We start from the raw sequence: 22,215 nt of genomic DNA, 5'->3' as shown, positions 1-22,215 counted from the left end.
AGGCGCAAAAAAGCCTATCCGAAGATAGGCTTGAATGTTGGTGTTAGCAGAAATGCATTATGGAATTTCTTGCTCTTCATCTTCAAATTCAGGTTTGACTTGAACAATGAAGTCCTGACGGTTCAAACCGCGCCATAAGGCAAAGGCTGTACCAATGTAAATAGATGAATATGTTCCGACAAAGACACCCACAAACATCGCAATCGAGAACCATTTCAGACCATCACCACCCATGAGCATCATCGCGACTACAACCAATAATAGGGTCATAGAGGTGTGAATGGTACGACGTAAAGTTTCTGTCAGCGCAATGTTTACCACTTCAAGTGGTGTTGCACCACGGATTTTACGGAAGTTTTCACGAATACGGTCAGATACAACAATGTTATCGTTGAGTGAGAAGCCAATAATCGCCAATAACGCTGCCAATACAGTCAGGTCAAATGGCCATTGCATCATGGCAAAAATACCCAGTGTCACCACAATATCGTGGAACAATGACAGTACCGCACCCATTGCCAGTTTGAATTCAAAGCGAATGGTGACGTATACCAACATCAATAACAGCGCTAAAGCTACAGCGCCCGCAGAACGTACGTACAGCTCATTACCGACTTGACCACCAACCACATCTACCTTTGGCACAGTTGCCGTGTTATTTGGTAGTTGTACCGCAGCAGTAATTGCTTTGGTTAAGTCTTCTGCTTCAACATCTTCTTGCACAGGCATACGTACCATTAGGTCGCGGTCTGAACCAAGCGTTTGTACCACAGGGTCGTTAAAGCCTGCTTTGACCAATGCGTTAGAAACATCGGTGGCTTTTACTGGATTGCTATAGTTGAGTTCTGCAGCAATACCCCCAGTAAAGTCCAAACCTAAGTTTAAACCTTTGGTGGCAATGAAGAAGATACTGGCAACCGTTAATAGAATAGAAAGCAATGCCGCAGGCAAAGCAATCTTCATAAACGGAATCACGCGCTCATCATCAGGGCGGCCATATTTTTTTGAAGGCAGTTGAGTATTCTCAGTCATCAGTGATCTCCTTAAATGCTCAACTTTTTCAAGTTACGTTTTTTGCCGTAGATGATTTGTACAATTGCACGGGTCACTGTAATTGCAGTAAACATCGAGCAGACAATACCAATCATGAGCGTCACAGCAAAGCCTTTGATTGGACCTGTACCAATCGCAAACAGAATGAATGCCACCAAGAATGTGGTTAAGTTCGAGTCGAAAATAGTGTTATACGCTCGGTCATAACCCGCCACAATGGCTTGTTTGGGCGAGGCCCCCCACTTAATTTCTTCTCGTATTCGCTCACAAATCAAGACGTTGGCATCTACCGCCATACCAATGGTAATTACGATACCCGCAATACCCGGCAAGGTGAGTGATGCACCAATCCAAGACATGACGGTTAAAATCATGGCTAAGTTAAACACTAAAGCGAAGTTGGCAATCAGACCAAACAGACGGAAGAACACCACCATCCAGATTGCAACCAAAATGAAGCCAATCTGAGTCGACAATACGCCTTTATCAATGTTTTCTTGACCCAAGCTTGGACCAATCACACGTTCTTCGACAAAGTACATTGGCGCTGCCAAGGCACCTGCACGAAGCATTAAGGCCAATTCAGAGGCTTCTTGTGGGGAATCTAGACCTGTAATACGGAACTGCGAACCCAATACCGCCTGAATGGTTGCAGCATTAATGACGACAGATTCGGTATATGGGGTGCGTACTTCAGTTTGTGTGCCAGTTTCATCGGTCACATAGCTAATACGTTGTTTGTTTTCAATAAACAATACCGCCATACGTTTACCCACAGCGTTACGTGTCGCATCTGCCATGAGTTTACCGCCCGCAGCATCAAGGGTAATGTTAACTTCTGCACCGCCTGTATCTTGGCTAAAACCACTCGACGCATTTTGAACACGCTCACCCGTTAAAATACGGCTGCGGTTCAATAATAATTGGCGACCACTGTCCAAAGATTCAAAGGCAAACGCTTCTGTGCCAGGTGGTACTGTACCTGTAGTCTGACCTGTGTACGGATCAATATATTGATCATTTAAGTCAGACACCAAACGGAATTCGAGGTTCGCAGTACGACCGAGTACACGCTTCGCTTCAGCAGTATCTTGTACGCCTGGCAATTCCACTACAATACGGTTGCTACCTTGAGTTTGTACCAAAGCTTCAGCCACACCTAACTCGTTAATACGGTTACGTAAAGTAGTTAAGTTCTGATTGACCGCATACGACTGAATTTCCTGTTTACGGACATCGGTATAGTTCAGACGTAAGCTAGAGCCTTCTGTGGTGGCTACAGCTTGCTGTGTGTATTCATTGCCGTTACGACGCAAGAAATCCATCACTGCATCACGGTCTGCATTATTGGCAAACTGTAGGGTGATGGTGTTGTTATTCAGCGAAAGGCTATTAAATTTCAGCTTGTTGTCACGCAATTGACGGCGTAAATCGGTGGCTGAAGTTTCCATACGCTGGCTGATGGCCTTGTCCATATCCACTTCTAATAAGAAGTGCACACCACCACGTAAGTCCAGACCGAGTTTCATTGGTTTTGCACCAATTTTTTGTAGCCATTCTGGTGTGGTTGGCGCAAGGTTCAGTGCCACGACATAGTCATCACCTAAACCGCGACGTAAAGCTTCTTTGGCTTTGAGTTGGGCTTCTGAGGTGTCTAAACGCAACAATGCAGCATTGTTGGTAAAGCTGTTGTCATGACTGGCAATATTTTCAGATTGTAAAATTTGCTCTGCTTTTTGTATGATGCTTTGATCAATTTGGGTACCAGCTTTGGCACCTGAAATTTGAACAGCAGGTTCATCTGGATACAAGCTAGGCAGGGCATATAATGTACTCACCACAAGAACAACGAGGATGAGCAGATATTTCCATGCTGGGTAACGCATTTATTTTCTTCTTAAAATGAAAAAGTCGTGCGTGAGCACGACTCTTTTTGATTAGAGGTTGTTTAATGTGCCTTCAGGAAGAACTGAAATGACACTCGCGCGTTGTACTTTTACTTCTACACCACGGTTCAGCTCTACCACTGCAAAATCACCTTCAATTTTCGTGATTTTACCCATAAGACCACCTGCGAATACCACTTCACTGCCTACGCCCAAGCTTTCAATCAGTGTACGATGCTCTTTGGCACGCTTTGATTGTGGACGCCAAATCAGGAAGTAGAAAATTGCAATGAAGACTGCAATCATTAAAAGGTTAGCCACAAGGCTTGGTTGTTGTGCAGCTTCACCTGCTGCGTGAGCGGTCGAAATAAAAAGGCTCATTTCATTTTCCTAAACTAAAAACTGGCGATCAGTGATCTGATAATAAATTGGGTTTGTTCTGCAATTTACCTTGTCTTTTTACTCAGCGCAAATACTGAAAAGACTAATCTTCAGGACAAGGCGGTACTTCTAGGCCACGACGGGCATAAAAGTCCTGTACAAATTCATCGAAAGTGCCGTTATCTAAGGCATTGCGAATATCTTGGGTAAAGCGTTGGTAATAACGTAAGTTATGAATAGTGCCCAACATTGACCCCAACATTTCGCCACATTTTTCTAAATGAAACAAATAAGCGCGGGTAAAGTTCTTGCAAGTATAGCAATCACAATGCGGATCGAGCGGGCTTTGGTCATGACGATACTTACTGTTACGAATACGCACCAAGCCATCGGTTACAAAGTAATGACCATTGCGCGCATTACGGGTTGGCATCACGCAGTCGAACATATCGACGCCACGACGAATTGCTTCCACAATATCTTCTGGCTTGCCGACGCCCATCAAATAACGTGGTTTATCTTCTGGCATTTTAGCTGGCAAATAATCCAGTACTTTGATCATTTCTTCTTTCGGTTCACCCACCGAAAGACCGCCAATGGCATAACCATCAAAACCAATTTCAAGTAAGCCGTTTAAAGATTCAACACGTAAATCTTCGTACATACCGCCTTGAATAATCCCGAACAGCGCGTTGCTGTTTTGTAGTTCATCATGGTGATGTGTTTTACAGCGTTTTGCCCAGCGTAAAGACAATTGCAAAGATTTTTGTGCTTCTTCATGCGTTGCAGGATAAGGCGTACATTCGTCAAAAATCATCACGATGTCAGAGTTCAAAGTTTTTTGAATTTCCATCGAGATTTCAGGCGAAAGAAAAACCTTTGAGCCATCAATAGGCGAACGGAAGGTCACACCTTCTTCTTTAATTTTACGCATTGCGCCTAAGCTAAACACCTGAAAGCCACCAGAGTCAGTCAAAATAGGCTTATCCCATTTGATGAATTCATGTAGACCGCCGTGTTGCTGAATCACTTCTAGCCCTGGACGCAAATATAAATGAAAGGTATTGCCTAAAATAACCTGTGCCTGAATTTCTTCAATATCGCGTGGCAGCATGCCTTTGACTGTGCCATACGTCCCCACAGGCATAAACACAGGGGTTTCTACCACACCATGAGCAAGTGTTAAACGACCACGACGGGCGCGCCCCGACTGACCTAATTTCTCAAACTTCATATATGTTCCAAATCAAGGCGAAAAAACAGTTCGCTGATTGTTCATGCTAAAAGTGCAATATTTTCCTAGATTCTGCACGGAATTGCCAGTTGAGATACGTTTTCCTTGGTAAAAATTGCGAGTAAATATTTTGTTCAAATCCATTGTGCTTACATGGCGTAAAATTGCTGAATACGTTGGGTAATTTCTTTATGTAAGGCAATTTCACCTTGTTCATGATTGTCCATTGCAGCAACGTGCTGAATTAAACGCTGAATATATAAATTACTGTCAATAAAACTCGGTTCTAATGTGAGCAAATAGGCTTCATGTGCAATGCTCAAATAATCATACGGTTCCACTTCTAAAAGTTGTGCCAGATCAATCAGCAAGTCTTTATCCACTTGTTGTAGTTTGAGCTTGGGTTGTGCGGTGGATTGTTCCATCGTGGTTTGAGGCGCTTTGTTGTGCAGGAATTCATCGAGCAAAGCACTTGGAGTGTTTAGAAATTGCGCTGAGTGGATTTCTACATCGACCTGTTTGGGCACATGAATAAAAAACAGAATTTGGCTTAAATCTAAGCCATAAGCGCCCGATAAAGATTGTTTAGCCTGCTGAAATATATCCAGTAAAAGTTCAAGATGGTTGTATTGCAGCGTGTCATTGGAATTCAGCAGAGGATTGCCATAGATATGTCGCTGTTTAAAATAATCTGCAAAAATATTTTTAAATTGATGCAGACCGCTAGAATTGTTGGCTTGAGTGCGATAACGCCATTTTTCTATATTCCATTTATTTACTTCAGATAAATATTGTGCTTCATCTTCCTGTTCATTAAACAGGCTGCGTTGGCTTGAAACAGCTAAATAATCGACCCCAAGATATTCATTAAAGACCAGTACACAGGCATAAATTTGGTCTTGTTCATATTGCTCATAGAGTTGGAAAAACTCTTGAATGAGGGTGTTTTTCAGGTTCTGAATATGTTCTAACATTTTATCGGCTTACTTTTTATTTTGGGATTTATGTTTTGAGCAATTGTTGTTTATATTTTGCTCAACCTCATGATTGTGTCAAAGCTGAGAAAAATGTCAATAAGACAAAACAAATTGTAGTCAAAGCTCACTTAAGTTGTTAAATTGTAATTAAAATCAATTCATAGAGGTGGGCTATGAGTGAATTAAACAGTGCACTAAAAGAAGACCAATTCTATAAAACACTTTTGGAAACCACGAATGCAATTCCGTGGCAGATTAACTGGAAAACCAAAGCTTTTAGCTATATTGGCCCACAAATTGAGTCTTTACTGGGTTGGACGCAAGACAGCTGGAAAACTGCACAAGATTGGATTGATCGGATGCATCCTGAAGATCGGGACAAGACCGTGAATATGTGTGTGAGTCTGTCCGATCAAGGCACAGACCACGAAGCGGATTATCGTGCCTTAACCGCTACAGGAGATTATGTCTGGATTCGTGATGTGGTGCATGTGATTCGTGAAAATAACGAAACTGTGGCGATTATTGGGTTTATGTTTGATATTTCTGCGCGTAAACAAATGGAGTTGGAACTCGAAGCGTTGAGTCGCAAAAATCTGGCTTTGAGCTTACAAGACCCGCTGACCTTGGTTGCCAATCGAAAGGCGCTCAGTGAGCGTATAGAAAACGAATTTAAACGTGCTGTGCGTCATCAACATGCATTGTCTCTCTTGTTTATCGACATCGACCATTTCAAGCCTTATAACGACAATTATGGACATTTACAGGGTGATCATTGTTTGATTAGTGTGGCGCAGTTGCTTAAACAACACTTTGCTCGTGCATCTGACTTTGTGGCTCGCTTTGGTGGCGAAGAGTTTGTGGTGCTGTTGCCTGAAACACCATTGGCAGATGCTGTACAACTTGCTGAAAACTTTAGACAGGCAGTATATGCGCTGGAAATTCCACATACCAAGACAGGGGAGACGACCCAAGTTACTGTGAGTATTGGTGTAAATAGCTATCACCAAAATCAGCAGTATCACAATGTGGTCGATTTTCTGCATTCAGCCGATGAATTGTTGTATTTGGCAAAAAACAAAGGACGTAATCAGGTGCAGTATCTGACACAGTCTTGTGTTTAGTCGAAATCTGAAAAAACAGCAAGCTTCGTGCTTGCTGTTTTTATAAATAATTTCAAAGGAGCGGCTTAGAATTAAATGGCTTAAAAGTTTGGACGATAATCAAAACTTTGTGCTGCACTGTTGTCCCGAAAGGCGCGCACAGGTTTTTTCGCTGTGGTTGCAGTGTTAATCATGTTGTTAGGAAAGACCTGAATATAGTTATTAAATAACTCGACATTGCGGTTATAAATAGTAATCGCAGCACCGACATTTTCGTTCTGCTCATCAATTTCATGCATCATTTTTAAATACAGTTGGTCGGCTTTGAGTTCAGGGTAATTTTCGACCACCACATTTAAGCTGCGCATCAATTCTTTGCTCAAGGCTTCAACACGTTGTAATTGGCTGACATCGGCATTGTTGATGTTTAGGTTCATAATATTTTGGCGCAGTTCAGTCACTTTTTCTAAAGTGCCTTTTTCCATACCTGCATATTGTTCGACCACTGGCGCAAGTTCTTCAAGCGTTTTTAACTTCTGTCGTTCAAAACTGGTCACATCTGCCCAAGCGCGGATGGTGGCGTTGTGGTGGCGTATGATGTTGTTACGAATCATGATGCCCAGCATCACCAAGACGATGACAACCAAAAGAAAAATTGCGATACCCATGTTTTGCCCCAAGACGATTTTCTTAGTCCAGAAAATCAATCAAATCTGTCTGTAATTGTTCTAAATAAGGTAATTTAAAAGTGCGTAAGTGTCCACGCAATGCGGAAATATCTTGAATATTTTTTGCTTTACTGGAAATTTCAAACAAGTTGCGATTACCTAAAAAACAGAGCGTGTTCCGCTCAGGGTGAAATAACAAATCACCTTGCTGATGCTGAAAAAAATCATCCAGTTTTAACACCATTGCAGGGCTGAGCGTACGCGCCAGTTGAATTGCATCACTGCCAAAAAAGTTGAGTTTTTGATTCAGGCGAATGTCACTGGTATGCCACGGCACATGATAAGGCGCACCAAAGGTTTTATTGTTTGAGGTAACGGCTAAACCTTGTAGCTGCACATCAAAGACAAATACGCCCGATAAATGTCGCACCACTTCACGTACTTTGTAGTCATTGCCATTTTGATCTTTAATGCGGGTTTCACTGACATAGCGATATTCAAATACCAAAACCTGATGCTGCTTGCCTTGTTGATCTTGCCAAACTGTACTGGCGTAGCGGCGAATTTCATTGGACAGATTCCCCAAATTAAATAAAGGGAACAGACTTTTTAAATGGGCAATCAAATAAACGGGTTGTAGGGTTCGGGCAAGATGTTGCGGTGGTTGCTGCCATGCCAGTTGATAGCGCTGTGCAATGCTTTCTTGTTCTAAAAAAGTGATGACTTCTTCAATGGGGTCGTCTTGTTCATAGGTAATAAATGCCCAGAAGATACAGCCTAACCCAATCAGCAAGCAGAATTGCAGCCAAATATTACTCGGTTGAATCAAGAGCAATAAACAGAACAACACACCTATAATGCCAAGCAGGACAGGCAAAACATTTTCAAACTTGAGGGTGATGTCATCTTGCCAAGGGTGTAAGCCATCTAAAATATCTTGATGGCTTTGTGCTTTTTTTCCAATATCCCATAACCGCGCGATATTACGAAATACCCGTTGATTCTTCTTGCGTCGAATATGAATGGAGTGTTGCACGGAATCGAGCGGCATGGCGGTTTCTTTTACAGTTTGAAAATTAAGTCTGAGCTTGATCAATCAGCATGGCATCGCCATAGCTAAAGAAACGATAGCGTTCCGCCACAGCATGTTGATACGCCTGCATGACATTTTCACGGCTTGAAAGCGCAGATACCAACATTAATAAGGTGGATTCAGGCAAGTGGAAATTGGTGATTAGACGATCCACCACTTTAAACTGATAACCTGGGTAAATAAAAATTTGCGTATCACCCGACCACGCTGCAAGTTTGCCTGCATGGGCTTGGGCAGCACTTTCCACGGCACGGGTGGCAGTTGTGCCCACTGAAATAACTTTGTTGCCTCGTGCTTTGGTTTCACGAATCAGCGCTACGGCAGCTTCAGAAACTTCACACCATTCACTGTGCATGATGTGATTGGCAATATCATCGGTACGTACAGGCAGGAATGTACCTGCGCCCACGTGCAAGGTCACAAAGGTTTTTTGAATGCCTTTATCTGCTAGCTGTTGCAGTAAGGCTTCATCAAAGTGCAAGCTGGCAGTGGGTGCGGCAACACTAGCAAGTTTTGTTGGGTCGTTAAATACGGTTTGATAACGCTCGGTATCAATCGCTTCTGCTTCGCGGTTAAAGTAGGGTGGAATCGGCAACTGACCGTAGGCATCCAATACGTCTAAAATAGGCTGCGAAAACTCGACAATAAATAAGTTTTCATGGCGACCTTGTACGGTCACTTTTACAGCATCAGGCCCAATAAACAGTTCTGCACCTGCTTTTGGTGAGTTGCTGGCTTTAATATGGCAATGGGCAATAAATTGATCTTGCAGACGTTCTACCAAGACTTCCACTGCACCGCCTGTGGCACGTTTACCTTTAAGACGCGCTTTCATGACTTTGGTATCGTTAAGTACCAGTAAATCGCCCGCTTCGAGTAAATTCAGTAGGTCGGTAAATTGATGGTCATGATACTGACCTTGAGCATCAAGATGCAGCAGACGAGAGGCGCTACGACTTGCTAGTGGGTAACGAGCAATGAGTTCATCGGGGAGATTAAAATTAAAGTCAGAAAGCTGCATGATAAAAACAAGTTAGAACACTGGGAAAACTGCGCCTAGTATATGCTTTTTTAGGTTTTATGGATGAAATTGGTCGATTATAAATCAAAAAAATGACAGCTGATTTAATTTTAAACAATTGCAAAAAACTTGCGTTGACAAGCTGTCAAAAAAGTTTATTATACCCATCAACACCTACCCGAGGTGGTGAAATTGGTAGACGCGGCGGACTCAAAATCCGCTGTCAGAGATGACGTGTCGGTTCGAGTCCGACCCTCGGGACCATATAAAGGAAAAGCCCTCAAGCATATTAAGACTTGGGGGCTTTTTTATTGTCTGTATATTAATGGGTTGTGCCATTTTTTAGCTCCAGTCTTAATGATTCCATTAGCCACAATTCAGGTGGTCACTTTGGAAAATGAGTACCCAAATGAGTACCTGATTTTTCATTGGTACTCATGGTGGAATCAGATGCTAAGCTTAAATTATTAGATCAATACAATAATCAAATGTGATTGATCGGGTGTCTTATAGGGCTTGTAGTACTTAAAAGCTTTATTCACTATCTAAAGCTACTTTGATGACATCTGCAATTGTCTCAGTGGTGACGCCTCTTTTTCGAGCATTCTCAGAATGGAGCCAAGTTGCTAAGTCTTTATTGCCTTTAGATGCATTGCAGCCAACACAGCACAATGCAATATTGGATAAGGTTGTTATTCTTATATCGTTGATAATGTGTTCCCAAGACTTCTTATTAGCTCTTTCAGTGCCAAACTTTTTGCCGCAATATACACAGCACAGGTCTCGCTCCGAGACCGCATCTTCTATGTGCTTTGGTATTCCCCATGAATTTGCCATTTTAGGTTTTCCTTATTTTATGGCTATAGTTGAATGAAAAATCCTAACCTTTGATAACTCACATTCATAAAATTTAGATCTAAGCATAAAATGAAATAGTTGTCATAACACTATATAAATGAGGGTGTAAAAAAACCAGCGCCGAAGCGCTGGTTTTTTACATCACTAACTTAGGTTAGTTTTGCATCATCTTATTGAGCTGCATCAAGTGCAGCATTGAATGTTGCGCTTGGACGCATTACTGCATTCACTTTAGCTTGATCTACTGCGTAGTAACCACCGATATCAACCGATTTACCTTGTACTTCCGCAAGTTCAGCAACAATTTTGTCTTCGTTTGCAGCTAAAGCTTGTGCAAGTGGTGCAAACTTCGCTTTCAACTCAGCATCTTCATCTTGAGCAGCAAGTGCTTCTGCCCAGAATTTTGCCAAGTAGAAGTGGCTGCCACGGTTGTCCAGTTCGCCAGTACGACGTGATGGAGACTTGTCGTTATCAAGTAATTTGCTGGTCGCTTGATCAAGAGTTGATGCAAGTAATTTCGCACGAGTATTATCTTCTTTAATACCCATTTCTTCTAAAGAAGCAGCAAGCGCAAGGAACTCACCTAATGAATCCCAACGTAAGTGGTTTTCTTCAACAAGTTGTTGTACGTGTTTAGGCGCAGAACCACCCGCACCAGTTTCGTACATACCACCACCCGCCATTAACGGAACGATAGATAACATTTTCGCAGAAGTACCAAGCTCCATAATTGGGAACAAGTCAGTGAGGTAGTCACGTAAGATGTTACCTGTTACAGAAATGGTGTCTAAACCACGCGCAACACGCTCAAGTGTATAACGCATCGCACGAACTTGTGACATGATTTGAATATCTAAACCAGTCGTGTCGTGATCTTTTAAGTATTTTTGAACTTTCTTGATCACTTCGTTTTCGTGTGGACGGTACGGGTCTAACCAGAAAATTGCTGGCATACCAGAGTTACGTGCACGTGTTACTGCAAGTTTAACCCAGTCGCGAATAGGTGCATCTTTCACCTGACACATACGCCAGATGTCGCCTTCTTCTACGTTTTGAGTCATCAACACTTCACCCGTGTCAATGTCGGTGATGTTTGCAACACCTGCAGCAGGAACTTCAAAAGTCTTGTCGTGTGAGCCGTATTCTTCAGCTTTTTGCGCCATCAAACCTACGTTTGGCACAGTACCCATCGTACGTGGGTCGAAGTTACCATTCCACTTACAGAAATTGATCATTTCTTGGTAAATACGCGCGAAAGTAGATTCAGGCATTACTGCTTTACAGTCGTAAGGTTTACCGTCAGCACCCCACATTTTACCGCCACCACGAATCATTGCAGGCATAGAAGCATCTACAATTACGTCGTTTGGAGAGTGGAAGTTGGTGATGCCTTTTGCAGAATCCACCATTGCAAGTGCAGGGCGGTGTTCTTGGCATGCGTGTAAATCTTCGATGATTTCTTCACGTAAAGAAGTTGGTAAGGTTTCGATCTTTTCATAAAGACCTGCCATACCGTTGTTGACGTTAATGCCAAGTTCTTCAAACAATTTACCGTGTTTTTCAAACGCTTCTTTATAGTAAATTTTCACACAGTGACCGAATACAATCGGGTGTGAAACTTTCATCATGGTCGCTTTTACGTGTAAAGAGAACAAAATGCCTGCTTCTTTACAATCATCCAATTCTTTTTCATAGAAGTCGCAAAGCGCTTTCTTGCTCATGAACATAGAATCGATGATTTCGCCATCAAGTAACGCTACTTTTTCTTTCAATACAATGGTTTCACCAGAATGAGTGATGAGTTCCATTTTTACGTTACGTGCGCGGTCAAGCGTCATTGATTTTTCGCCATGGTAGAAGTCACCTTCATCCATGTGTGAAACGTGAGTTTGTGACCATTGCTTCCATTCACCCATAGAGTGAGGGTGTTTTTTTGCATAGTTTTTCACTGCAGCAGGTGCACGACGGTCAGAGTTACCTTCACGTAATACAGGGTTTACTGCTGAACCTAAGCATTTACCAAAACGAGCGAGTAAAGCTTTCTCTTCTTCAGTATCCGCATTTTCAGGATAGTCAGGAATTGCATAGCCTTTTGCTTGTAATTCCTTGATACATGCAATTAACTGAGCAACTGAAGCACTGATGTTCGGAAGTTTGATGATATTGGTATCTGGATCTTGCGTGAGACGTCCAAGCTCTGCGAGGTTGTCGGCTACCTTCTGTTCTTCGCTTAGGTATTCCGAGAATTCAGAGAGTACGCGTGCTGCGACAGAGATATCACTCTTGACAATCTCGATGCCAGCAGGCTTAGTAAAGGTCTCAATGATCGGCAGTAGAGAGTAGGTCGCCAACAATGGCGCCTCATCGGTCAGTGTATAAATGATTTTTGACTTTCCACCAGCCATATATAGCCCCTTGCTTTGATTGAGTTTTTTAGGAGCGAGATAATGACTCAGCCCCTGCGAACCGATTTGCCTAATTTAACCTTGAGAGTATCGACTCTCTATGCATTTCAGTCAACGTAATTACAGTGATGACGCCATTTCGCTACGAAATGATGTGTCGCATTTGTGCGAATCAAGACACGGTTTAATGTAAAAACGAGCCTATTTAAACCTAAAAATCGCCTTGAGTATTTAGTGTTGAAATACTAATCAAATCGTATGATGAAGATATGACATCAAAAATATATGTATATTTTATTATAAATTAACCAGTTGAGGGTTCGACTTAAGTCGTATGTTTGATAAATAATCGATGAAAATGATACGTAGATATATTTAGTTTATTTATTTTGTAAATTTATCAATATTTTACATTATTTTTTTACAGTATGAGGTAATGTAAATTCTTGTATAGAAGTTGAGATTTTCTTCAAAAACGGATGGAAATCTACAGATAAAAAGCCTGATTGATATTTTAAAAGTTTAGATCTATTTTTATGGTCCAAATTTTACATAAATAAGCGTATTTTTTAGCGGGTTTGTAGCACCGTTTGATGCATCAAAAATGATAATCAAGCATGAGCTAAACCCTTGTTAATCCATAGATGAAAAAATCAAGTAGTAAAGAAGAAGTGCCGAGTTTTTACGCAGTTTTTTAAATTAGTTTGAAAGCTTGTGTTTTGTGTTAAAGTTTGTAGGTTAACTCTGGATTCAGTGGATGAGTTTTGTAGATAAAATAATTCATAGTGCGCAGCACACTTTAATTAACGAGGCAAAAATGAAAATACAGTTGCTGGAAATTGGTCCTGAAACGGAGCAACTCAGTGCTTGCACACTCTCGTTATTATTGGGTGTACATACGCCAAGTAACCAAATTGATGGTTTTTTGAAGTTTGCCCGTCAAATGTTGCAAGTCGATCATGCCATTTTGACTTTTAAAAATGAGCCATATATCTGGTATTCCACCAATCAAGTTTTTAAAGCTTTTCATGCCAATCCAACCGCACAGTTAGACGTTTTCTTTCAAGGTCAGCAACTGATTGAACCTCAACATCCTCAATATGCGAATTTTGTGCAGCATATTGCAAGTTTGGGGATAGAAGCGGCTCGTTTAATTGCACTGGATTTACTCAAAACCGATGGCGAGTCGATTGGGCAGTTGTTGTTATTTGATCATCGTGAAGAAGCGTTTAGTTTAGGTGCTTTGCCGACAGTGGCGGAGTTTGCTGCAGGTTTGGTGCGTTATATTGAATTAAAAGTTGATTATGCAAGCTTAAAAGAACTGTATGAACAGCAGTCTGCATTGAATTTTAGTAAAACCAAATTTTTCCAAATTATTGCGCATGATTTGCGCGCGCCATTTCATGGCTTATTGGGGTTTTCGGAAGTTTTAGCGCAAGAGCGCGAAACTTTGGATGATTCTAGTATTCAAAATATTGCCGACTATTTATTCGACACAGCACAATCGACCTATAACTTGCTAGAAAGTTTATTGAATTGGGCGATGGCAGAGGGTGGACGCTTTGTGTATCACCCAATTAATTTTGAGTTAAAGCAATCGACCAAAATTGTTTGCGATGTGTTGAAAAGTTTGGCAATCAAGAAAAATATTGAACTGATTGATCAAGTTGAAGAAGGCATTAAAGTTTATGCCGACATCAATATGATTACCTCGGTGATTCAAAATTTGGTGTCGAATGCGCTGAAATTTACCTTTACCGATGGCACAGGCAAAGTCATTTTACGTGCAGAGCAAACAGAAACCAGTGTGGATATTTATATTCAAGATACGGGTTTGGGCATGACTGCACAACAACTCGAAACGCTGTTCGAGCCTAAACTTACTGTTAGTTTTAAAGGCACTGCAGGTGAAAAGGGTATTGGTTTAGGTTTGGTGTTGTGTAAGCGTTTTGTCGATTTGAACCACGGGCAAATTGTGGTGGAATCGAAAGAAGGTGTGGGAACGACTTTTAAAGTCAGTTTGCCAATTGCGACCAGTAGCCATCAAGTATTAAGTAAAGAAGCGTTATTATCTGAGAAAACTTAATTTCAAAGTTTATATACAAAGCAAGCAAAAGCCTGTGGATGTTTAAAATCATCCACAGGCTTTTTTTATCGTGATCAATTTAGATCAACTCTTGCATTATTGAATGTTTTGAATCGGACTACCACCCAACGCTTGCAATAAAGTCACATAGGCGTTGTATTGGTTTTGCTTGGTCTGCAATAAACTTAAACGTGCATTGCGGGTGGTTTCTTGTGCATCTAGCAGGTTTTTTAAGGCAATCGCACCATGCCGATAACGCACCTCAGTTAAGCGTTCAGTTTTCTCTGCCAGTGCTAAATTGCGGCTTTGCAGCGCGACTTGTTGATTCAGCGCGGTTCGTGCTGACAGTGCATTTTCGACATCGGCAAAGGCTTTATATAAAGTTTGTCGATATTGCACAATGGCTTTTTCATATTCCAAAGCATTCACTTTTAGATCGCGCTGCATATCATTCCATTGCAAAAATGGCAGGGTTAAACCTGCACCTAAAGTGGCAATTGGGTTTTTTAGGGCATCGCTTAAAGAGGTATGCGCGCCTGTACCGACACCTGTACTGAGTGTGCCTGTAAGACTGATGGATGGGTAATAACTGGCTCGATTGGCATCTTTATTGGCCAAGGCTTTACGTAAACGTAATTCGGCTGCACGTAAGTCGGGACGACGTGACAGCAGTTCTGCAGGTAAGCCAGCAGTAATATTCGGTAAACGAACAGCGGCTAAACTCTGTGGTTCATTGATATTCAACATTTGCACAGGTTGATGCAGTAAAACTGCCAAGGCGGTGCGTGTTTCAACTTTTTGCTGTGCAATTTGGCTCAAGGTTGATTTTTGACTTTGCAGAGCTTGTTCGGCTTGGTTTAAATCCAATCCTGAAACTGCACCCGCGCGATATTGCGCACTGACCAATTGATACGTTTTTTGCGTACTGGCAAGGTTTTGTTGTGCGACAACATAGCGTTTATTTAAATAACCCAATTGCCAATATAAATTGGCAGTGGTTGCAATCAGGCTTTGTGCGGTGGCTTGTAAGTCTTGTTCGGTGGCTAAGGCTTCCCAACGTGCAGCTTCAGTCTGATTGGCAAGTTTACCGAATAAGTCCAATTCATAGCTCAGTCCGGGATAATTCAGCGAAATCCCACGCGCTGTATCACCATTGCCCTCTAAACTAAATTGATGCCCTGTAGAAATACCTGCATTGCCAATCCGGACACCTTGCTGACTTTGGCTTTGTTTTGCTTGTAATCTGGCTTGTTGTAAATTCAGTCCTGCAACCGCGAGGTCACTGTTACGCGCCAAGACTTGTTCAACCAATTGATTTAAAGCAGCATCGTGAAAGAGTGTCCACCAACGGTCTGTATTTAGTTGTGCAAGGACTTGCTGGCTTTTTTGCTGCTGCTCAAACTGTTGAGGAATATTTACAGCAGGTGCCTGATAAGGTGTTTTGACTACGGCTGCACAACCCACTAAGCTGCTGCCAAGAAAAAGCGCAGTGACGAGTTGGCTGAATTGTCGTGACTTCTGGTTAAATCGCATCATCATTCCTTACTCTAATTCCTTATTCTCTAGATAGCGCATCGACAGGGTTCAGTTGGGCAGCATTACGTGCAGGAATAAAACCGAACACAATTCCAATCAGGCTTGAACAGACAAAAGCGGCTACAATCGAGGTGGTGGAGTACGCCATTTGAAAGGTTCCACCTGCCACATGATTAATCAATTGCCCAATTCCGAGTGCGAGCAAGACGCCAAGTACACCGCCTAAAATACACACTAAAATGGCTTCAATTAAAAATTGCTGCAAAATATCGCTTTGTCGTGCGCCGACTGCCATGCGTACCCCAATTTCTTGGGTGCGTTCTGTGACAGAGACCAACATGATGTTCATTACGCCAATTCCACCGACCACCAGTGAAATCACTGCAATAGCAGAAACCAGTAAGGTCATGGTGGCGGTAGTTTGTTGGATGGTTTCACGGATACTGTCGGCATTTTGAGTAAATACATCCTGCGCACCATGACGCTGTACCAACAGACTTAGGATGGCATTTTCTGCTGCAGCACTTGGATATTCATCTTTGACTCGTACAATAATGCTGCGCACATGGCTTTGGCCAAGCATGCGGCTCATTACCGTAGAGTAGGGCAAATACACATTTAAGCTGTCGGCATTGCCCATCATGCTTTTTTGTTCTTCGACCACGCCAATAATACGGCTGGGTACGCTGCCCAATAAAATTACTTGCCCGACAGGGTTGCTGCCATCACTAAAAAATGTATTTTTGGTGTTGTGATCAATCACCACATCTTGCGCTTGTTCCAGCACGCTGTGTTTGTCAAAAGGCTGACCCGACTGGAAGTTCATGCCGCGCACATAGAAAAAGTCTTCGCTCACCCCATTGACTGTGGCAGAAGCCTCAGTGTCTTTAAAACGTACTGTGACGTTGCTATTGACCGATGGGCTGACCCCATCCACATAAGGTTGTTCTGCCAAAGCATCGGCATCGGCAGGAATTAGGGTTTTAAGCTGAGATGAGCGCGAGGTATCACCAAAACCACGCCCCTGAAACACGGTAATGGTGTTGGTACCTAAACTGCTGATGTTCTCTAAAATTTGTTTCTGTGAACCATTGCCAAGTGCCACAACAGATACAACCGAAGCGATCCCGATAATAATCCCGAGCATGGTTAAAAAGGTGCGCATGCGATGCGCATTCATCGCCAGTAGCGCCATGCGGAAGGCTTCACCTAAACGATCAAATACAGAACGCCAAGCTGAAGTTCTTTTTTGTGGTGAATGTTGCAAAGTTTGTTGGGTAATATCATCTTGATCGGCAGGTGTGTTGGGCTGATCAGAAATAATAAGCCCGTCACTGATTTCAATAATCCGTGTGGCATTTTTAGCGACATTATGGTCATGTGTGACCAAGATGATGGTGTGACCTTTGGTATTTAGCTCACGCAAAATCCGCATCACTTCAATACCGCTATTCTTGTCGAGTGCACCTGTGGGTTCATCGGCAAGAATCACATCGCCACCATTCATCAAGGCACGTGCAATGGATACACGTTGTTGTTGTCCACCTGAAAGCTGACTTGGGCGGTTTTGGGTTTTATCGGCTAGACCTAAATCACTGAGCAGCGCAGTCGCGCGTGCTTGTCGTTCTTCAACATCGGCACCTGCATAAATTGCAGGCACTTCGACGTTGCCCGCAGCGCTTAAATCACCCAATAAGTGATAGCGCTGGAAAATAAAACCAAAATATTCACGACGTAGCTGTGCCAATTCATCGGCTTCAAGTTGTCGGGTTTCGCGTCCTTTGACTTTATAGCTGCCCGTGGTGGGTTGATCCAGACAGCCCAAAATATTCATGAGGGTGGATTTTCCTGAACCTGACTGACCCACAATTGCAACCAATTCACCTGGGTAAATCTTCAGATCAATACCTTTGAGAATCTGTACTGTAGATTCGCCCGCAGGGAATTCACGGGTCAGATTGGTGACCTCTAACAGAGGTTGTGGCTGACTCATCTTACATTCTCACTGATGGGCCAACACGACCACCACGCTTCGCCGCATCATTTGAGGTATCGGAACCATCGGCAATAATGACTTGATCGCCCAGTTTTAGGCCACGAATGACTTGTACCGTTGCACGGTTATTTAAGCCAAGCAATACCGATTGTGGACGAGCTGAACCATCAGCTTGCAGTACACGTACCATACCTAAAGAGGCTTTACCTTGATCAACCAAGGCTTCTTCATTGGCAGTCAACTCCAAGCGGGCAGGGCGTTTGGCAGAGCTGGCATTGGTATTGTCGCGCTCAGCACGTACGTTGCTGTCTGAATTATTGCTGTTGCCACGACTGCGTGAACGGTTTGCACCTTGCACCGCAGCAGCAGGAATGGTCAGCACATTGCGCGCTTCTGCCAAAACAATGGACACTTGTGCGGTCATATTGATGCGTAGCTTGCCGTCTTCATTTGGTACGTCAAATAAAGCGTTGTAGTACACGGCAGAACTTGAAGATGATGAGGTGTTGTTATTGCTTTCGGTATTGATGGATTTGGGTGCAGGTTCTACCTGACGTAAAGTAGCATAATGTTTTTTCTCACTGTTGCCCAAGGTGGTGAAATAGACCGTTTGTCCCTCTTCGACCTTCATTACATCCGCTTCAGAAATTTCTGCTTTTACAGTCATGGTGTCAAGTTTGGCTAATTTAACAATCGTGGGCGCACTTTGATTGGCGTTCACGGTTTGACCTTCTTCGGTCACAATTGCAACGACAGTGCCATCCATTGGGGCAAGAATACGGGTATAACCTAAATTTTCTTTAGACGTGTCTAAAGTTAGGCGTGACTGTTCAATTTGAGCATTAATGGCAGCAATTTCTGCTTGTGCAGTTTTATAGTTGGCTAAGGCAGTTTCAAGTTCGGCACGTGAGGTCGCATCTTGCGCATACATGGCTTGTTGACGCTGATATTCTGCTGCGACTTTGGCGAGATTGGCTTGTCGAACCGCCAATTGTGCCTGTTGGTTTTTAATACTGGCCTGCGCTGTTTTAAACTCATTTTCCTGTCGTACGGAGTCAATTTGGGCAATCAACTGTCCTTGTTTGACTTGATCGCCTAACTGAACATACATTTTTTTGACTTGACCTGAAACTTGCGCACCAACACTGACCATTTTGGTGGCTTCAAGTACGCCTGTTGCCAACACCGCACTTTCAATATCTCCACGGCTCACTTCGGCAGTAATGTATTGCGGTTGTTGTTCTTTGGGTTTTAAAAAATACCAAGCGGCAAATGCCAGCATCAGCGCAATGATAATTCCCGCAATAAGTTTGGTCGATTTTATTTTTGGCATGAGTCAAAAAACAGAAAAAGAAATTAAAAGGATTATAGAAGTGAAATAAGGATAAATCGTGAATTTTTTAAAGAAATTGCAAATGAGAATTATTATCTGGTTTTAAGGTAATTAAAGTGCTTTTTAATTGCACCACATGGTGACATAAATTTGCCCTAATTTAGGTCAACTTACCCCTGCACTATTTTAGTCCATCTCTATGATATTTTTATGAATTTTAATGAAAAATTAGTTAAAAATACAACTATGGTCTAAGAGGGTTAAAAAACCTTGTTATTTATATGGATTTAAAAATTAAAAGCAGCTAGTATTGAATTCCATGAAATAATTATGGCTTTAATCATTAGGATAATACGGCATCGGGACGATGCAATAAAACATGACTTTAAGCAAAAAATCTGAGGGGTAAATCATGGAGTGGAGTGAGAAATTTAATATCGGAATTGATGTGATTGACAATCAACATCGACAAATTCTGGACTATATTAATGCGCTGGAAAAAATTCGGGCGACAGGTGCGCGGGAGCAAATCAAAGAAGTCTTGGATGACTTGATTGACTATACGCAATCGCATTTTAGCTTTGAAGAAAACTTGTTGTCACAGGTCAATTATCAATACTTACCATCACATCGTGGTATTCACGAACTCTTTGTGAAGCGTTTGAATGATTGCCGTCAGCGTTTTGCCAATGGCGAATCGGTAGAACATGATTTGTATCGTTTGTTGTCTAAATGGTTGATTAACCATATTCAGCATGATGATCAGGATTATGTCGATGCGGTACGCGACAATATGCTGCATTATTTGCGTTCACAGGAACAGAAAAAAGGCAAAAGTTGGTTTGCACGTTTCTTTAGCTAATCCTCTGAAAAGCAGATGATTTTAAAAATTATTTGATGAAGTCTGCTTAATTAAGCCGAGTGAGAAGCAAACAGCGTTTTACCACAGAGTTCTGTAATGGCTTGTAGCACCAAATGTTCAGGGTTTTCCTTGGACATCCCTTTGATGGCGGCATCAATACGCAATAATAGGGCGGGCCATTGCAAGAAACTATTTGGATTTAAACGTCGCAAAGCTTGCTGATACACACTGACTTTGTTTTTCCAAATACCCAGTTGCAAAGCATTTTGTGGTTGTTCAAATAATTGCATCAGTAAGCGCATTTCTTTGCTGATGCTCCACAAAATTAAACTCATGGCTTCACCCGAAGCCATGAGGTATTGAAAAATTTTCATAGCTTGCGCTAGATTTCCCGTCAGTAAAGCATCATTTAAATCATAAGTGCTATAACGAGATTGATCTTGTAAACAGGCATGTAAATGTTCAATCTGAATCTGCTGAATTTCAGGAAAGGTGTCACTGACCCGCATTAAGCTATTTTTGGCAGCCAAAAGGTTGTGTTCATGATGTTGTTCCAACCATTGCCACGCATCATGTCCTAATTGAATGCCAAGCTTTTCTGCTTCCAAACCTAAAATCTGCTGCCGATCTTTAGGATAATTCGCCGTAAGCGCAACATTGACCCCATTGGCATCAATCAACTGAAAAAAACTGGATTTCAGACTATTGTTGTCTTGTTTCGGCATTACCACCAACAGCAAGTTTTGTTCATTGTGTTGAATATAACTTTTCAGTTGTTTTAGTGTGCTGGCATCAGGCTTGATATTGCCGTGTACTTCAACCGCCAATTGACTCGAAAACAGTGACAGACTGTTTAAGGCATTGAATACATTTTTCCAATCGCTAACGCTATTTAAATCATAACGCTGACGTTCAATATCCTGTTTTTGCCAACTGGCACGAAAAGCATCCAGCAAGTTTTGTTCGAGTAAGGGTTCTTGACCATGCAAAATCCATACGCCACGTGCTTCATCGACACGTTTGAGGGCTTGTAGATAGTCAAGTTTCATAAAAAATTCGCACTCGAAAACTTATTTAGGGTTTGAATACACAGGTGGGTTGACCAAAGGTAAACGATTAGATGAAATTTGACGCACAATTTGCTGTGCTACATCATCAATAATGACTTCTTTTAAGAATTTTTGTTCCTGATCATCGGTATTCACAGTTGCTACATCGTATTGATAACTGCGCGTTGCCATGACGGTACGAGGTTCGGTGATCGGGTTGCCTTGCGCATCTTCAATACGGAAAGTCACACTCAAACGTAATAAGGTTTCTACCAGTTTGCCATTCAATTCCAAGCGACGTGGCGTATAGTCAAGTACACGCAGTACATAGGCATTAGGGTCATTGCTGAGTTGTACGCCCGCTGTACCCATGTGAATGGAAAGTTTTTCTTCTAATTCTTCAGCATTGCTCGGTAAAGCCAGACTCATTTTTGAATAAGCCACAGGTGCAATGCTTGGATTGGTGCCTTTAAGATGAAAACCGCAGCCGACTAAGCTAGCACTGAGTCCACAAGTTAAAACAATGACTGCTAGACGTTGGCTAAAGTGCATGTGCTGTCCTCTGTAATATTCTTGAAAGTTTAAAAGCGGAAGTTGAGAATATCTTGATTGTAGGTGCAAAGCTCGTTGACTGACAACGGGCTTTGTTTGGAAATTGTTTTAATTCCTTTTTT

At 42.2% G+C, this 22,215-nt stretch carries 18 protein-coding genes and 1 tRNA gene; 4 read left to right on the top strand and 15 right to left on the bottom strand.

Annotation, left to right across the window (positions count from 1 at the left end; genetic code table 11):
* Positions 1–57: 57 nt before the first annotated feature.
* The 5 genes from secF to J4G44_RS00400 form a co-directional block, all read right to left on the bottom strand.
* A complete protein-coding gene (secF, locus tag J4G44_RS00420; RefSeq protein WP_179990724.1) occupies positions 58–1,035 on the bottom strand; it encodes a protein translocase subunit SecF in 978 nt (325 codons plus the stop codon).
* A gap of 8 nt (positions 1,036–1,043) precedes the next feature.
* Complete coding sequence (secD, locus tag J4G44_RS00415) at positions 1,044–2,939, bottom strand: protein translocase subunit SecD (RefSeq protein WP_104852524.1); 1,896 nt, start codon at positions 2,937–2,939, stop codon at positions 1,044–1,046.
* A 51-nt stretch (positions 2,940–2,990) separates the two neighbouring features.
* Positions 2,991–3,320, bottom strand: a complete 330-nt coding sequence (gene yajC, locus J4G44_RS00410) for a preprotein translocase subunit YajC (protein WP_004974939.1) — start codon at positions 3,318–3,320, stop codon at positions 2,991–2,993.
* Between the two features lie 103 nt (positions 3,321–3,423).
* Positions 3,424–4,554, bottom strand: a complete 1,131-nt coding sequence (tgt, locus tag J4G44_RS00405; RefSeq protein WP_004974942.1) for a tRNA guanosine(34) transglycosylase Tgt — start codon at positions 4,552–4,554, stop codon at positions 3,424–3,426.
* A gap of 149 nt (positions 4,555–4,703) precedes the next feature.
* Positions 4,704–5,528, bottom strand: coding sequence for a DUF4303 domain-containing protein (locus J4G44_RS00400; RefSeq protein WP_180168449.1), 825 nt, complete (start codon positions 5,526–5,528; stop codon positions 4,704–4,706).
* 176 nt (positions 5,529–5,704) lie between these two features.
* Between J4G44_RS00400 and J4G44_RS00395 the strand changes: the two genes are divergently transcribed.
* Positions 5,705–6,655 carry a sensor domain-containing diguanylate cyclase gene (locus J4G44_RS00395; RefSeq protein WP_167846296.1) on the top strand — a complete coding sequence of 317 codons (951 nt, stop codon included), beginning with the start codon at positions 5,705–5,707 and terminating at the stop codon, positions 6,653–6,655.
* Positions 6,656–6,735: 80 nt separating this feature from the next.
* Here J4G44_RS00395 and J4G44_RS00390 read toward each other — a convergent pair whose 3' ends face one another.
* Genes J4G44_RS00390 through queA form a run of 3 tightly spaced genes read right to left on the bottom strand, consistent with a single transcriptional unit; the run spans position 6,736 to position 9,416 of the window.
* Positions 6,736–7,302, bottom strand: a complete 567-nt coding sequence (locus tag J4G44_RS00390; RefSeq protein WP_104852521.1) for a LemA family protein — start codon at positions 7,300–7,302, stop codon at positions 6,736–6,738.
* Positions 7,303–7,324: 22 nt separating this feature from the next.
* Positions 7,325–8,353 carry a hypothetical protein gene (locus tag J4G44_RS00385; RefSeq protein WP_179988694.1) on the bottom strand — a complete coding sequence of 343 codons (1,029 nt, stop codon included), beginning with the start codon at positions 8,351–8,353 and terminating at the stop codon, positions 7,325–7,327.
* 25 nt (positions 8,354–8,378) lie between these two features.
* On the bottom strand, positions 8,379–9,416 hold the full coding sequence (queA, locus tag J4G44_RS00380) for a tRNA preQ1(34) S-adenosylmethionine ribosyltransferase-isomerase QueA (RefSeq protein ID WP_179990699.1): 1,038 nt from the start codon (positions 9,414–9,416) through the stop codon (positions 8,379–8,381).
* 177 nt (positions 9,417–9,593) lie between these two features.
* On the opposite strand from queA, the gene J4G44_RS00375 reads away from it, so the two are divergent.
* Positions 9,594–9,680 (top strand) — tRNA-Leu (locus tag J4G44_RS00375).
* Positions 9,681–9,950: 270 nt separating this feature from the next.
* On the opposite strand, the gene J4G44_RS00370 is transcribed toward J4G44_RS00375, so the two are convergent.
* A complete protein-coding gene (locus J4G44_RS00370) occupies positions 9,951–10,253 on the bottom strand; it encodes an HNH endonuclease (RefSeq protein ID WP_136144735.1) in 303 nt (100 codons plus the stop codon).
* A 191-nt stretch (positions 10,254–10,444) separates the two neighbouring features.
* On the bottom strand, positions 10,445–12,679 hold the full coding sequence (locus tag J4G44_RS00365) for an NADP-dependent isocitrate dehydrogenase (protein WP_167846287.1): 2,235 nt from the start codon (positions 12,677–12,679) through the stop codon (positions 10,445–10,447).
* A gap of 817 nt (positions 12,680–13,496) precedes the next feature.
* On the opposite strand from J4G44_RS00365, the gene J4G44_RS00360 reads away from it, so the two are divergent.
* Positions 13,497–14,765 (top strand): sensor histidine kinase, encoded by a 1,269-nt coding sequence (locus tag J4G44_RS00360; RefSeq protein WP_179994375.1) that lies wholly within the window; start codon positions 13,497–13,499, stop codon positions 14,763–14,765.
* Positions 14,766–14,861: 96 nt separating this feature from the next.
* On the opposite strand, the gene J4G44_RS00355 is transcribed toward J4G44_RS00360, so the two are convergent.
* The 3 genes from J4G44_RS00355 to J4G44_RS00345 are packed head-to-tail and all read right to left on the bottom strand — an operon-like array spanning position 14,862 to position 19,630.
* A complete protein-coding gene (locus J4G44_RS00355; RefSeq protein ID WP_207973936.1) occupies positions 14,862–16,298 on the bottom strand; it encodes an efflux transporter outer membrane subunit in 1,437 nt (478 codons plus the stop codon).
* A 22-nt stretch (positions 16,299–16,320) separates the two neighbouring features.
* Positions 16,321–18,294 (bottom strand): MacB family efflux pump subunit, encoded by a 1,974-nt coding sequence (locus tag J4G44_RS00350; RefSeq protein WP_207973735.1) that lies wholly within the window; start codon positions 18,292–18,294, stop codon positions 16,321–16,323.
* Between the two features lies 1 nt (position 18,295).
* The gene (locus tag J4G44_RS00345) at positions 18,296–19,630 is read right to left on the bottom strand and encodes an efflux RND transporter periplasmic adaptor subunit (protein WP_179994376.1); all 1,335 of its coding nucleotides are present in this window, start codon (positions 19,628–19,630) and stop codon (positions 18,296–18,298) included.
* A gap of 412 nt (positions 19,631–20,042) precedes the next feature.
* Between J4G44_RS00345 and J4G44_RS00340 the strand changes: the two genes are divergently transcribed.
* Positions 20,043–20,492, top strand: a complete 450-nt coding sequence (locus tag J4G44_RS00340; RefSeq protein ID WP_004974971.1) for a bacteriohemerythrin — start codon at positions 20,043–20,045, stop codon at positions 20,490–20,492.
* Positions 20,493–20,542: 50 nt separating this feature from the next.
* On the opposite strand, the gene holA is transcribed toward J4G44_RS00340, so the two are convergent.
* Together holA and J4G44_RS00330 are read right to left on the bottom strand one after the other, a co-directional pair.
* The gene (holA, locus tag J4G44_RS00335) at positions 20,543–21,541 is read right to left on the bottom strand and encodes a DNA polymerase III subunit delta (protein WP_180051775.1); all 999 of its coding nucleotides are present in this window, start codon (positions 21,539–21,541) and stop codon (positions 20,543–20,545) included.
* Positions 21,542–21,562: 21 nt separating this feature from the next.
* A complete protein-coding gene (locus J4G44_RS00330; RefSeq protein WP_180043942.1) occupies positions 21,563–22,093 on the bottom strand; it encodes an LPS-assembly lipoprotein LptE in 531 nt (176 codons plus the stop codon).
* Between the last annotated feature and the right edge of the window lie 122 nt (positions 22,094–22,215).

The sequence above is a fragment of the Acinetobacter towneri genome (genome assembly GCF_017498585.1).
GTDB lineage: Bacteria > Pseudomonadota > Gammaproteobacteria > Pseudomonadales > Moraxellaceae > Acinetobacter > Acinetobacter towneri.
The sequence above is the reverse complement of the archived record's forward strand: the minus strand, read 5'-3'. Positions and strand labels throughout refer to the sequence as shown.